Below are 13,060 nucleotides of genomic sequence, written 5' to 3' on the forward strand. Positions count from 1 at the left end.
GGGGGGGGGCCCCCCCCCCCCCCGGCCCCCCGGCCGCCCCCCCCCCCCCCCGCGGGGGGGCGCCGGGGGGGCCCCGGGGGGGCCCGGGGGCCCCCCCCCCCCCCCGCACCCGCTGGGGCGCGACGAGCACCCGTCGGCCCGGGTCAACCCCGGTAACCGAGCCTGCCCTTGGTGCCGACCAGCACGAGCAGGGAGGCGACGACCGTCCCGGAGGCCATCGCGATCATCGCGAGGTCCACGTCGATCGTCGGGAACATCTCCGACCACACGAGCGTGGAGAAGTTGTTCGCGCTCACGTGCAGCAGCATCGACAGCGGCAGGCTCTCCCCGGTGCGGTTGAACACCCAGGTCATGACGATGTTGAACGAGATGCAGAAGACGGCGAACGCCACCGGCAGGGTCCAGTGCGCGTGCGGCCAGCGGCCCCATTCGGTGAAGAACAGCGGCAGGTGCCACACGGTCCACAGCGGGCCGAGCACCATCGAGCCGGCCAGCGGCCCGAACCGGCGTTGGAGGCGGGGCAGCGCGAAGTCCCGCCAGCCCGGTTCCTCCGCCAACCCCGTCGTGATCATCTGGATGAGCAGTCCGGGCACGTAGGCGGCGACCACCATCATCGACGGCGCGTGCACCTGCCCGCCGGAGAAGGCGTACCCGGCGGCCAGCATCGTCACCGGCACGCCCAGCAGCGTGATCGCGTACCAGTGCCAGCGGACCCGCCACCGCCACATCCGGCCGACCCAGCGGCGCAGCCCGGTGCGCCCGTCCGCGATCGCCGTCACCAGCAGCGCGGACCCGATCGGTCCGAGGTAGGCGCCGGGCAGCATGCCGAGGAGCTGGCTGGTGCCCAGCACCTCCGGGAAGCGGAAGTCCCACACCCCGATCCCGTTGCGGGACAGGATGTAGGGCACCCAGGCCGACCAGCTCAGGCCGTTGGCGAGCAGGAAGAAGCTCAGCATCGGGCGGCGCCGGATCAGTCCGCGCAGCCCCTTCGTCGGTTCCGCGGTCTCCCGCGTGGTGATGTCCTTCGTGGTCACGTACTGGAGCCAACCAGCGGAGCCCCGCCCGCTTCGAGCTCCGGAAGGTCGAACCCGGGCGCTGCCATCGAAAGTTGCAAGCGGGTGTCCACTGCGGACGGGCCGTCGGCCCGGACGTCCCGGGTCGTCGCGCTCGCGGTTGCCGGCGTCTCCAGCATGCTGTACATGTACCTACATGTATAAACAGGTCTCGCCAGGGAAACGGCAGCAGATCGTCGACACCCTCGCGCAGCGCATCCGCGACGGCCACTACCGGCTCGGCGAGAAGCTGGACGGGGAACTGCGCCTCGCCGAGGAGTTCGACGTCTCGCGCGGCACCGTCCGGCAGGCGCTCAACGAGCTCCAGCACCTGCGGCTCATCGCCACCGAGAGCGGGCGCGGCTCGTTCGTCATCTTCAACGGGCACCAGCTCAGCCAGGACCGCGGCTGGGCCCAATCGCTCGCCGACACCGGCAGCGAGATCACCGTCGCCGTCCTCGGCCTCGAACGCGTGGAGCGCGCCGACGTGCCGCTGCTGCCGCCCGAAGTGCGGCTCGACCGGGGCATCGCGATCCGCCGCGTCCGCATCCTCCGCTCCGCGGACGGCGTCGAACCGATCTCCTTCGAGCACTCCACCGTGCCCGCCGAAGGCACCCTCGAACAGCTGCCGGAGACCGGGCTGGTGAAGGGCTCGATCTCCCAGACCCTCGCGCAAGCCGGGTACCTGCTGACCCGCGGCACCCAGCGGGCGGACGTGCACTGGCTGGACGAGCGGGAAGCCGGGATCCTGCACCGCGAAGCGGGCAGCGCGTTCCTGCGCACCGCCCGCACCTCGTTCACCGACGACGGCCGGTTCGCCGAGCACGTCGTCTCGCTGCTCGACCCGCGGTACTTCACCCTCGCGCTGAACTTCGGCGACCAGCGATGAACGCCGAGCACGACCCGGCGTTCGACCGCGCGCACGGCGCCCTGCTCGGCCTCGCCATCGGCGACGCCCTCGGCATGCCCACCCAGTCGATGCCGCGGGACCTGGTGCGCGCGCGCTACGGCCGGATCGAGGACTTCGTCGACGGCGCGGCCGACCAGCCGATCGCGCCCGGCATGGCCGCGGGATCGGTCACCGACGACACCGACCAGGCGATGATCGTCGCGCGGCTGGTCGCGGACGGCGACGGGGGCATCGATCCGCACGCCTTCGCCGCGGAACTCATCGCCTGGGAGCAGGTGATGGTCGAGCGCGGCTCGCTGGACCTGCTCGGCCCCTCCACCAACGCCGCCCTGGCGAAGCTGCAGGCGGGCGCCCCCATCGAGGAGACCGGCCGCTACGGGACCACGAACGGCGCCGCGATGCGCATCGCCCCCGTCGGCATCGCGCACACCCCGGGCGAGCGCCTGCTCGACGCAGTCGTCGAAGCCAGCCGCGTCACCCACAACACCGGGCTCGGCATCTCCGCGGCCGCCGCGATCGCCGCCGCCGTGTCCGCGGGCGTCGACGGCGTGGACGTCCCCGGCGCGCTCGCGGCCGCCGCCACCGCGGCCCGCGACGGCGAATCGCGCGGGCACTGGGTGGCGGGCGGTTCGATCGCCGCCCGGCTGGAGTCCTTCCGCGCGCAGGCGCGGCGGCTCGGCACCGCGGAGTTCGCGACCTTCCTCTACGAGGTGGTCGGCACCTCGGTGCAGTCGCAGGAATCGGTCGTCGCGGCCCTCCTGCTCGTCGAACGCGGCGCCGACGACCCGTTCGCGGCGCTGTGCACCGCTGCTTCCCTCGGCGGCGACACCGACACCGTCGCCGCCATGGCCGGAGCGGTGCTGGGTGCCGTGCACGGCACCGCCGCCTTCCCCGCAGCGGCGGTCCACCGGGTCCTGGCGGTCAACGCCCTGGAACCGGCACCACTCGCGCGGCGGCTCCTCGCCGTGCGGCGATCGTCAACGGAGATGATGAGGTGACCCCTGTGTCCGAGACCGGATCCCCGGCGGCGAGCGCGCCGGAAGCACCCCCGGCCGGCGCGCTCGGAGCGGTCGAGCAGCGCGGCATCGAACCGGTGCCCGCCGCCGAACGCACCGGGAACCCGCTGCAGCTGTTCTGGGTGTGGTTCGCGGCGAACATCTCCGTGGTCGGTATGCCCCTCGGCGTCAGCCTCGTCGCCCTCGGCCTGTCCGCGTGGCAGGCGGTCGTCGTCGCGTTCCTCGGCTCGTTCGGCTCCTTCGCCGTCGTCGGCCTGATCTCCGTCGCCGGGCGGCGCGGCGGGGCGCCGAGCCTCACCCTGTCCCGCGCCGTGTTCGGCACCCGGGGCAACGCGGGGCCGACGGCGGTCGCGCTGGTGTCGCGGCTCGGCTGGGAGACGGTGAACACGTCCACGGCCGCGCTCGCGATCGTCACCATCGTCTCGCTGCTCGCGGGCACCGGCGGCGACGCGAAGTCCGCGCCGGTCGTCGCGGTCGTGGGCGTCGCGCTGTTCGTCGGCTTCACCGTCGCCGTCTCCGGGATGGGCCACGGCGCGATCCTCGTCGTGCAGAAGTGGTCCACCTGGGTCTTCGGGGCCGCGAACCTGGCGATCCTCGGCTTCCTGGTCGTCAACATCGACTGGGCCGAGGTCGGCCGCGCCCCGGGCGGGGACCTCGCCGCGGTCCTGACCGGCATCGGGACCATCGTCGCGGGCACCGGCATCGGCTGGGCGAACTCCGGGGCCGACATGGCGCGCTACCAGGCGCCGAGCGTGCGCGCGGTGCCGCTGGTGATGTCCGCGTCGGCCGGTGCCGGCATCCCGCTGGTGATCATGATCGGCATGGGGTCGGTGCTCGGCTCGTCCGATCCGGCGATCGCCGCGTCCGCGAACCCGCTGGACGCGATCCGGGACACGCTGCCGCTGCCGGTCGCCGTGGGCTACATGCTGATCTCGTTCGTCGGGCTGCTGCTGTCGAACCACCTGTCGGTGTACTCGGCGGGGCTGACCACGCTCACCCTCGGGCTGCGGGTGAAGCGGGTGTACGCGGTGATCGTGGACGTGGTGGTCACGACGGTCGCCTCGCTGCTGTTCCTGCTGGTCGCGGACGGGTTCTACGGGCCGTTCACCACGTTCATCTCGCTGCTGGCGGTGCCGATCTCGGCGTGGGTGGGGATCTTCCTCGTCGACATGCTGCGGCGCCGCGAGTACGACCCGGTGGCGCTGCTGGACCTGACCCCGCGCAGCGCCTACCACTACCGCGGTGGGGTGCGGTGGGCCGCGTTCGGCCCGTGGCTGGCCGCCATCGTCTTCGCCGCGCTGTTCATGCAGGTCACGCCGGGCGATGTCCCGTGGTACACCGGGCCGCTGCACGAGACCTGGATCGGGGTGAACGGCATGGCGTGGCTGGCGGCCGCCGCCGTCGGCGGGCTGCTGTACGCGGCGTTCGGCCTGCGCTCCGCGGCGGGTCCGCGATGAGCGGGCGCGTCATCCACACCGGGCAGGGCGTCGTGGACCTGGTGCTGCGGGTTCCCGCGGTGCCCGCGCCGGGCGGTGACGTGTTCGCCTCCGGGCACGAGTTCCTCGCCGGTGGAGGGGTGAACGTCATGCTCGCCGCCGCGCGCGACGGGGCCCGCGTCGTGTACGCGGGCGGGCACGGGACCGGGCCGTTCGGGGACGTGGTGCGCGCGGCGCTCACCGCCGAAGGGGTCGAGCTCACCGCACCGGCCGATCCGCGCCGGGACACCGGGTTCAGCATCGCGCTCGTCGACGACGGCGCGGAGCGGACGTTCGTCTCCACCGCCGGGGCGGAGTCCGAAGTGGACGCCGAGCAGCTGCGCCGCACCGCACCGGGCGACGCGGACGTCGTCTACGCGTCCGGCTACTCCCTGGTGCACGACGCCAACCGCGCCGCGCTGCTGGAGTGGTTGCCCACCGCCCCTGGCCGCGTCGTCGTCGATCCCGCCCCCGTGATCGGCGACGCCGACCTCGACGCGGTGCGCGTGCTGCTGGACCGCGCCGACGTGTGGACCACGAACGAGCGGGAGGCGCGGATCCTGCTGCGGCGCTTGGGATCCGAGTCCGCGGACGACGCGGCCGGAGTGGCGGCGGCGCTGGCCACCACCACGGGCCGCACCGTGGTGCTGCGCGCCGGACCGCGCGGTGCGCTGCTCACCCGGCCCGGTGGTGACGTGCTGCTGTGCCCCTCCCCCGCGGTCGACGCGGTGGACACCAACGGTGCGGGCGACGCGCACGCCGGGGTGATGACGGCGCGGCTGGCCGCCGGAGCGGACCTCGAATCCGCGGTCCGGCGCGCGAGCATCGCCGCCGCGATCGCGGTCACCCGCTCCGGTCCCGCCACCGCGCCCACCGCCGCCGAGGTCGATGCGGTGGTCCGCGCCTCGATCGCCGGCGGCTAGGCCGGGCGCGGCCGGGTCAGCAGCCGAGGCGGGTCGCGAGCTCGGCGGCCGAGGTGGCGGCGATGTCGCAGGTGACGTCGGCCGCGCGGTCCGCCTCGCGGTGCGGCCCCTTCTCGCCGGGCCGTTCCAAGAACGCGGTGCGCAGCCCGGCTGCGCGCGCCCCGTCCACGTCCCAGCGGTGCGCGGCGACCAGCAGCAGCTGGTGCGGTGCGACGTCCAGCAGGCGGGCGGTCGTCAGGTAGGCGGCCGGGGACGGCTTGTAGCTGCGGGCGAGCTCGGCTGAGGTGATCGCGTCGAAGGTCAACCCCGCTGCCTTGACCAGGTCGGTCAGCAACCGGAAACCGCCGTTGGACAGCACCACCACGGTGTAGCGGGCCCGCAACCGCGCCACCAGGTCCGCGCTGTCCGGCCAGGCGGGCAGCCGGTGCCAGGCGCGCACCAGCCGGGCCCGGTCGTCCTCACCCATCGCGCCGGCGACCCCGTGCTCGGCGAGCAGGTCGTCCAGCGATTCTCGGTGCAGCGCGTCCAGGTACGCCCACTCGCGTTCCCCGCGGTCGACCCGCGCCATCGCGGGCAGGTAGCGCCCCCGCCAGCTCTCGGCGAACGCGGCGGGATCGAGCTCGACCCCGCGATCGGCGAACACCGCGCCGACCTGCTCGGTGATGCCGCTGTACCAGTCCACCGCGGTGCCGAAGATGTCGAACGCCACCACGCGCACGTCGTCGAGCATGCCGCCTCCTCGCCGGTCGTCCCGAGTTCGCTGACCCGTCAGTGACACCACGTGGCAGCGCTCGGCGCAAGCGGTGCCCGACCGCTCGACGTGGCGGCCGCGCGGCGACACCACCGCGGAGCAGGCCGTTCGGCGGGCGCCGCCACCGCACCGACCTGCCGCGGAGCTACCGGTCGCGGGTGCCGCGGCGCAGTTCGGCGACGAACTCCACCGCGGGCGCGGAGGCGTTCTCCGCGGTGGCGACGGCGATGCTGCGGGTCAGCGCCGGGGTGCACGGCACGTGCCGCACTCCGGGCGGGCAGGGCGTCCGCGCGATGCGCGGGATGAGCGCGACGGCGAGGCCCGCGGCGACCGCGGACAGCTGCGTCGCGTAGTCGGTCGCGCAGTAGGGCACCTCGGCGTCGATGGAGTGCGCGCGCAGCGTCTGCACCAGCGCTTCGTGCGCTTCGGTGCCCGGCGGCGAACTGGCCCACCGCTGCCCGCGCAGTTCGCCGAGGTGCACGGCGGGCCGCTGCGCCAGCGGGTGGCCGTCGGGCACGGCGAGCCGGACGTCCTCGGCGAGCAGTTCGGTGAGCGCGACGCCGGGCGGCATCCGGGCCGGCAGGCTCGTCCAGCTCTCCAGCACCACGGCGTCCAGCCGTCCGGCCCGCAGCGCGGGGATCAGCTCGATGACCTCGCCGTCGCGCACGCTCGGACTCACCCGCGGGTGCTGCCCGGTGAGCGCGCGCAGCGCGTCGTGCACGAAGGAGCGCAGCGCGCTGGGCACCGCGCCGACGCGCAGCGGCCCGATGAGCTGCTCGTGGAAGTCGGCGAGGTCCCGCTCCGCGTCCCGCACCGCGGTCGAGGCGGTGCGCGCGGCGGCGGCGAGCACGTGCCCGGCGGCGGTGAGCCGGATGCCGCGGCCGTCGGGTTCCACCAGCCTGCAGTCGATCTCCCGCTCCAGCTTGCGCACGTGCTGCGACACCGCGGGCCGCGTGAGGTGCAGCGCCTCCGCCGCGGCGGTGATCGACACGTGTTCGGCGACCGCGGCGAACACCCGCAGCCGTTCCCAGCTCATCACGTCAGTAAGGCTAACGCGTGCGGGTAAGAACTGGTCAATGGTGCTACTCGGTCTCGGCTGCGACCGTGGAAGCCATGGTCACCGATCGCACGGCACCCTCCCCCGTCCGCAGCCGAGCCGCCCGGCCGGTCGCCGCCCCGGTGCTGCTGGTCGTGGCGGGAGCGGGCTGCCTGTCCGGGTCGGCGCTGTTCGTGAAGCTCGCCGAGGTCGGGTCGGGCACCGCGGCGTTCCTGCGCTGCGCGATCGCGCTCGTCGCGCTGGTGCCGCTGGCGGTGCGCGAGCACCGCGGGCACGGCCCGCTGGAGCCCGCGCTGCGGCGCTGGGCGGTGGCCTCGGGCGTCCTGCTCGGGCTGGACTACGTGCTGTGGACGCAGAGCATCCTCGACGTGGGCGCGGGGATCGCGACGGTGCTGAACAACGTGCAGGTGCTCGCGTTCCCGCTGCTGGCGCTGGTGTTCGGCGGCACGCCGATGGAGCGGCGGTTCCTGTTCGCCTGCCCGGTGATGCTCGCGGGGATCGCGCTGACCAGCGGCCTGCTCGCGCCGGGCGCGCAGGCGGCGCACCAGGGGCGCGGGGTGCTGCTGGGCGTGGCGTCCGGGGTCGCCTACGCCGGCTACCTGCACCTCAACCGGTTCTCCGGGCACCGCAGCCCGCGGCACGTGGTGACGCCGGTGTGCCTGGCGACGGCGGCCGCCGCGGTGGTCACCGGTGGAGTCGGGGCGGTGACCACGGGGATCACCGTGGACCTCCCGGCGACGTCCTGGCTGTGGCTCGTGCTGCTGGCGCTGGTGGGGCAGGTCGCCGCGTGGCTGCTGCTGGCGGCGGGCGGTCGCGGGCTCGCGCCGGGCACGTCGGCGTCGCTGTTGCTGCTGCAGCCGGTCCTCGCGGTCGGGTTGGGCGTGCTGGTGCTGCGCGAGTCGCCGACCGCGGTGCAGCTCGCGGGGTGCGCGACCGTCGTGGCCGCCGTCTGGTTCGCGAACCGGCCGTCCACTTCGGACATATGACCTCGCGGCGGATTCGAGTCCACATCGGACGGACGGCTGCCGCCGACCGTCCCACCAGGTGGACCGACGACGGCCGCCACCGGCACCCGTCCCGGTACGATCGGCGACAGGTGCGGGCCGGAGCTCGCCGGAACCGGATTCCGCTGCCAGCGCGGGGAATTCGACGTGCGGACCCCGCCGCGGACGGGCTCGTCCCGTGCGGCGGAACACGAGAGGACCCTGAGATGACGACGACGTGCCCGACCGCGAACCGGGAGGTCCAGCGGCCGAACGACACGACGATCCGGTACGCGGCCACCGGCCCGGCCGACGGACCGGTCCTGGTCCTCGTGCACGGCTGGGGCTGCGACCGCACCGATTTCGACGCCCTGATCGGCTTCCTCCCCGGCCACCACCGCGTCCTCGCCGTCGACCTCGCCGGGCACGGCGAATCCCGGTCCGCGCGGGAGGACTGGACGGTGGCGGAGTTCGCCCGCGACGTCGCGGCCGTGCTCGCCGCCGAATCCGTGGACACCTGCGTCGTGGCCGGGCACTCGATGGGCGGCGCGGTGGCCGTCGAGACCGCCCGGCTGCTGCCCGCCGTCGTCACCCGCGTGGTCGCGCTCGACGCGCTGCACTACCTGGCACTGTTCCCCGCCCAGCAGGAGCAGCAGGTCGACGCGGTCGTGCGCGCGTTCCACGAGGACTTCGCCGCGGCCACGCGGGCGATGGTCGCCAGCGGCTCCCCCGAAGGCACCGATCCCGCGGCGCAGGAGGCCTACTTCGAGCGCATGGTGGCCGTGCCCCGGCAGGTGGGCCTGGGCGCGATCGAAGGCCTGGTGCGCTGGGACATGGATTCCGCGCTGCGCGAGGTCCGGCAGCCGATCACGGTGTTCGCCGTCCGCGAGATCCTCGTGCCGGAGGCCGTCGAGCGCTACGGCGACCGCCTCCGCATCGTGCCCGTCGACCTGGGCAGCCACCACTTCCACGTCGAATCCCCGCAGGCCACGGCCGCCCTGCTCGCCGACGCCTGACCGGCACCGCCCGCTGCGGATCCGCACCCCCTCCGGCCGCCGGCCCTGCCACCGCCACGGCACGCCGCCGAGCCGAGCAGGATCGGGCTTCGCACTCGACCGCGACACCGCGTTCACCCTCAGGGGTGGTCGGCTAGCCGGGGCCCGTGCCTCGGCCGGAATCGATCGGCCCGCTCGTCGTCGGCCCCGGCGCCAGCACGCCCTGCACCGCGTTCCCGACGAGCGCGACCAAGGTCTCCCGCCCCGCTCCGGTGAGCGCGGGCACGCCGACGATGCCGCGCCCCACCACGAGCCCGACGAGCATCGACGACGCGACGCCCGCCCGGAGTTCCGCGTCATCGACGGCGCTGGACGCGGTGGCGGCAACGATCAGCCGTTCCTGCAAGAACTCGCGCAGCTGCTCGTTGGCCCGGTCGTCGACGATGGCCGCCCGGAGCATGGCCATGAGCGGCTCCGAGCTGCGCGCGTCCTCCTCCCACACCGCCAGGAACGCCCGGACGACGCGTTCGCCGAGGCCGTCGTCGCCCCCTTCGAACGCGGCGCTGAAGCGCTCCAGGGCGTCGGCGGGGACGGACATCACCGCGGCGAACAACCCGCTCTTCGACCGGAAGAACTGCATGACCAGCGAGGCGTCGACCCCGGCGTCGGCCGCCACCCGCCGGATCGTGGTCGCGGCGAAACCGTCGGCCGCGAACCGGGCGCGGGCCGCATCGAGGACGGCCTGCCGGGTCGTGTTCGCCCCCGGCCTGCGTCCGCGGCGCGACGCTGCGGCGGGATTCGGGTGTTCGGTCATACCGGGAAGGTACCGGCCGAATCCTGATATCAACATCTGTTGAGTTCCTGCTCGGGCGGACCTACGCTCGCGGTGGCGCCGGCGCCCGCCCCGGGGACACGAGACGTGAGGAACTCACCATGAGCGACGAGCCGAAGATCTTCATGCCGTCCCACCCACTTCCGAGTGACAGGCGCGGCGCCCTCAGCGACTTCGACCCCGGTACCCGGACCCTGCCCGCCGGCTCCCGGATCGCGCCGCCCTTCCGGCCGCTGCCGGTCGACGTCGTGCTGGAGAAGGACGTCGCGGTCGCGTTGCGGGACGGGGTGACGATCTACGTCGACGTGCTCCGCCCCACCGGCGCGGAACCGGTGCCGGTGCTCGTCGCGTGGAGCCCGTACGGGAAGGGCCAGGGCACCTCCGCCAGCGTGCGGGGCGTGTTCGGCATGGTCGGGCTGGACGACGGGATCGTGTCCGGCCTGGAGAAGTTCGAGGGCCCCGACCCGGCGTACTGGTGCGCGCAGGGCTACGCGATCTGCAACCCGGACGTCCGAGGCGTGGTCGACGGCGGGGGCGACAGCGTCCTGTGGGACCGCCAGGAGGGCCGGGACTGCTACGACCTGATCGAATGGCTGGCCGTCCAGGACTGGTGCACCGGCAAGGTCGGGATGAGCGGCACCTCGTACCTCGCGGTGTCGCAGTGGTTCACCGCGGCCGAGCAGCCCCCGCACCTGGCGGCGATCAACCCGTGGGAAGGCGTGAGCGACGTCTACCGCGATCTGGTGCGGCGCGGCGGCATGCCCGACACCGGATTCGCCCGGCAGCTCCGGGACAACAGCTTCTTCGGCCGGAACCGGAAGGAGGACATCGTCGCCGAGGCCGAGCGCTACCCGCTCATGAACGAGCTGTGGGAGAACAAGATCCCGCGCTTCGAGCGGATCACCGCGCCGGCCTACGTCGTGGCCAGCTACTCGAACACGCTGCACACCGCGGGAACGTTCCGCGCCTGGCGTCGGATGGCCTCGGAGGACAAGTGGTTGCGCGTGCACAACTCCCAGGAATGGCCCGACTACTACGACGAGGACAACCGCGAGGACCTGCGCAGGTTCTTCGACCACTTCCTCAAGGGCGCGGACAACGGGTGGGAGCGGACGCCGCGGGTGCGCTACTCCGTCCTCGACCTCGAAGGCGGGGACCGGGTGAACCTCCCCGCGGAGCAGTTCCCGCCTGCGGACGTGGTGCCGACGAAGTACTACCTCGACAGCCGCTCGCGCGCCCTGACCACGGAGGCACCATCAAGCGAGGCCGCGGTGGAGTACGACGTGGAGTCGAAGCCCGGATCGGTCTCCTTCCTCATCCGCTTCGAGGAGGAGACCGCCCTGGTCGGCTACCCCGAGGCGCGGCTGCGGGTCGAGGCGAAGGGCGCCGACGACATGGACCTGTTCGTGCTCGTCCAGAAGCTCGACGCCCACGGCACTCCCCTGCAGAACTTCACGGTGCCCAACCAGGGCGCGCTCGCGCACGACATCACCGAGCACGGCGCCTCGATCCTGCGGTACAAGGGATCCGACGGGCGCCTGCGCGTCTCGATGCGCCACCTCGACGAGGCGCTGTCGACCGATGCGGTGCCCGCGCACAGCTTCGACCGCGTCGAGAAGCTCTCCCCCGGCGAGGTCGTCGACGTCGAGATCGACCTGCTCCCGGTCGGCCTCGCCTTCCACCCCGGCGAGCAGCTCCGCTTCATCATCAGCGGCCGCAACCTGCTCGGGACGATGATGCCCGGGATCCGCGAGTACACCCCCGCGAACGCCGGGGTGCATGTCATCCACACCGGCGGCGAGCACGCCTCCTACCTGCAACTGCCCGTCCAGGAGCAGTAACCGGAGGACCCCACGACGTCCGGCGCGGACGCCGACACCACGACCGCCGGAACCGGCCGGTCCGAGAGGACGACGATGAACACGACGACCATCACCGACGTCCGGCTGCTCCGATCCTCCGGGGCGGCCGAGGCGTTCGACGTCAGCTTCGCGGGCGAGGCGATCTCCGCGGTCGAGCCCGCGGGCACCGCGCCCGCCGGCGGCGAGGTCGTCGCAGGGCGCGGCCGGACGCTGCTGCCCGGGCTCATCGACACCCACGTCCACCTGCTCGAACGCGCGCACCTGGCAGCGGCGGCGCGCGCCGGCGTGACGACCGTCGCCGACCTCGGCACCCACCCGGACGAGCTCGTCGACCGGCTGCGCGCCGAGGAAGGCGTGTCCGCTCTGCTCAGCGCCGGATCGGCCGCCTCGGCCCCCGGCGCAGATGGGCTTCCCTGCGGAGAGCGGGGTGTCCGGGCCGGACGACGCCGAGCGCTACCTGGCGTGGCGCGTGGCGGCGGGCTCCGACCTGATCAAGATCATCATCGAGGATCCGGCCATCACCGACGTCCCGGCGCTCGCCCCGGACGCGCTCGCCGCGCTGGTCGCCGGCGCCCACGCGCGGGGCCTGCGCACCGTCGCGCACGTCGTCACCGCCGACTCCTTCACCCGCGGGCTCGACGCCGGTGTCGACGTGCTGACCCACGCACCGATCGACCGGCCACTGCCCGAGCCGACCGTGCGGCGGATGGTCGAGAACCGCACGATCGCCTCGCCGACGCTCGTGATGATGCGCGGCGTGACCCGGGCCCGGTTCGGCGACCGCGCGGACGAGGCGTTCGGCGCCGCGGTCGAGAGCGTGCGGCGGATGCACGCGGCAGGCGTGCCGATCGTGGCCGGGACGGACGCCAACGCCGCGCCGGGATCGCCGGCCCCCGTCGCCCACGGCAGCTCGCTGCACGACGAGCTCCAGCTGCTCGGCGAAGCGGGCCTCTCCCCCACCGAGGCGCTGATCTCCGCGACGAGCGGCGCGGCGGCGGCGCTGCAGCTGGACGACCGGGGAACGGTCACCCCCGGGCGGCGCGCGGACCTGCTCCTCGTGGACGGCGACCCCACCGAAGACCTGGCGGCGGCCCGCACGCCCGCCGGGGTCTGGGTGGCCGGGCGGCAGGTCGTCTGACGCGGCGAGCCGGGCACCGCGGCGGTGTTCCGCGACCCCGGCCCCGCGGCGGATCCACCGGCACCC

The 13,060-nt window shown here is 74.0% G+C and carries 14 protein-coding genes; 8 read left to right on the plus strand and 6 right to left on the minus strand.

Features of this window, described 5'->3' with window-relative positions; translation table 11 throughout:
- Positions 1 to 143: 143 nt before the first annotated feature.
- Both LCD35_RS10485 and LCD35_RS10490 read right to left on the minus strand, forming a co-directional pair.
- The gene (locus LCD35_RS10485; protein ID WP_224957838.1) at positions 144 to 1,034 is read right to left on the minus strand and encodes a CPBP family intramembrane glutamic endopeptidase; all 891 of its coding nucleotides are present in this window, start codon (positions 1,032 to 1,034) and stop codon (positions 144 to 146) included.
- Positions 1,031 to 1,201 (minus strand): hypothetical protein, encoded by a 171-nt coding sequence (locus tag LCD35_RS10490; RefSeq protein WP_224957839.1) that lies wholly within the window; start codon positions 1,199 to 1,201, stop codon positions 1,031 to 1,033. The genes LCD35_RS10485 and LCD35_RS10490 overlap by 4 nt, the downstream gene beginning before the upstream one ends.
- Before the next feature lie 8 nt (positions 1,202 to 1,209).
- On the opposite strand from LCD35_RS10490, the gene LCD35_RS10495 reads away from it, so the two are divergent.
- The 4 genes from LCD35_RS10495 to LCD35_RS10510 are packed head-to-tail and all read left to right on the plus strand — an operon-like array spanning position 1,210 to position 5,376.
- Positions 1,210 to 1,941, plus strand: a complete 732-nt coding sequence (locus LCD35_RS10495) for a GntR family transcriptional regulator (RefSeq protein ID WP_224957840.1) — start codon at positions 1,210 to 1,212, stop codon at positions 1,939 to 1,941.
- Positions 1,938 to 2,960, plus strand: coding sequence for an ADP-ribosylglycohydrolase family protein (locus LCD35_RS10500; protein WP_224968572.1), 1,023 nt, complete (start codon positions 1,938 to 1,940; stop codon positions 2,958 to 2,960). Before LCD35_RS10495 ends, LCD35_RS10500 begins: the two co-directional genes overlap by 4 nt.
- Before the next feature lie 5 nt (positions 2,961 to 2,965).
- Positions 2,966 to 4,435, plus strand: a complete 1,470-nt coding sequence (locus tag LCD35_RS10505) for a cytosine permease (RefSeq protein WP_225044103.1) — start codon at positions 2,966 to 2,968, stop codon at positions 4,433 to 4,435.
- Complete coding sequence (locus LCD35_RS10510; RefSeq protein WP_225044104.1) at positions 4,432 to 5,376, plus strand: PfkB family carbohydrate kinase; 945 nt, start codon at positions 4,432 to 4,434, stop codon at positions 5,374 to 5,376. Before LCD35_RS10505 ends, LCD35_RS10510 begins: the two co-directional genes overlap by 4 nt.
- Before the next feature lie 16 nt (positions 5,377 to 5,392).
- On the opposite strand, the gene LCD35_RS10515 is transcribed toward LCD35_RS10510, so the two are convergent.
- Positions 5,393 to 6,106 (minus strand): haloacid dehalogenase type II, encoded by a 714-nt coding sequence (locus tag LCD35_RS10515; RefSeq protein WP_224957845.1) that lies wholly within the window; start codon positions 6,104 to 6,106, stop codon positions 5,393 to 5,395.
- A 166-nt stretch (positions 6,107 to 6,272) separates the two neighbouring features.
- The gene (locus LCD35_RS10520; RefSeq protein ID WP_225044105.1) at positions 6,273 to 7,163 is read right to left on the minus strand and encodes a LysR family transcriptional regulator; all 891 of its coding nucleotides are present in this window, start codon (positions 7,161 to 7,163) and stop codon (positions 6,273 to 6,275) included.
- A gap of 77 nt (positions 7,164 to 7,240) precedes the next feature.
- On the opposite strand from LCD35_RS10520, the gene LCD35_RS10525 reads away from it, so the two are divergent.
- A complete protein-coding gene (locus LCD35_RS10525; protein WP_225044106.1) occupies positions 7,241 to 8,170 on the plus strand; it encodes a DMT family transporter in 930 nt (309 codons plus the stop codon).
- 224 nt (positions 8,171 to 8,394) lie between these two features.
- The gene (locus tag LCD35_RS10530; protein WP_224957847.1) at positions 8,395 to 9,183 is read left to right on the plus strand and encodes an alpha/beta fold hydrolase; all 789 of its coding nucleotides are present in this window, start codon (positions 8,395 to 8,397) and stop codon (positions 9,181 to 9,183) included.
- A 133-nt stretch (positions 9,184 to 9,316) separates the two neighbouring features.
- Here LCD35_RS10530 and LCD35_RS10535 read toward each other — a convergent pair whose 3' ends face one another.
- A complete protein-coding gene (locus LCD35_RS10535; RefSeq protein WP_224957848.1) occupies positions 9,317 to 9,976 on the minus strand; it encodes a TetR family transcriptional regulator in 660 nt (219 codons plus the stop codon).
- Between the two features lie 119 nt (positions 9,977 to 10,095).
- Between LCD35_RS10535 and LCD35_RS10540 the strand changes: the two genes are divergently transcribed.
- Positions 10,096 to 11,835: a CocE/NonD family hydrolase gene (locus tag LCD35_RS10540; RefSeq protein WP_225044107.1), complete on the plus strand. Its 1,740-nt coding sequence runs from the start codon at positions 10,096 to 10,098 to the stop codon at positions 11,833 to 11,835.
- Here the strand turns inward: LCD35_RS10540 and LCD35_RS10545 are convergent.
- The gene (locus LCD35_RS10545; RefSeq protein ID WP_225044108.1) at positions 11,805 to 12,083 is read right to left on the minus strand and encodes a hypothetical protein; all 279 of its coding nucleotides are present in this window, start codon (positions 12,081 to 12,083) and stop codon (positions 11,805 to 11,807) included. The genes LCD35_RS10540 and LCD35_RS10545 overlap by 31 nt on opposite strands.
- Before the next feature lie 200 nt (positions 12,084 to 12,283).
- Between LCD35_RS10545 and LCD35_RS10550 the strand changes: the two genes are divergently transcribed.
- Complete coding sequence (locus tag LCD35_RS10550; RefSeq protein ID WP_225044109.1) at positions 12,284 to 12,994, plus strand: amidohydrolase family protein; 711 nt, start codon at positions 12,284 to 12,286, stop codon at positions 12,992 to 12,994.
- Positions 12,995 to 13,060 lie beyond the last annotated feature (66 nt).

Source organism: Saccharopolyspora sp. 6V (genome assembly GCF_020176785.1).
Classification (GTDB): domain Bacteria; phylum Actinomycetota; class Actinomycetes; order Mycobacteriales; family Pseudonocardiaceae; genus Saccharopolyspora_C; species Saccharopolyspora_C gregorii.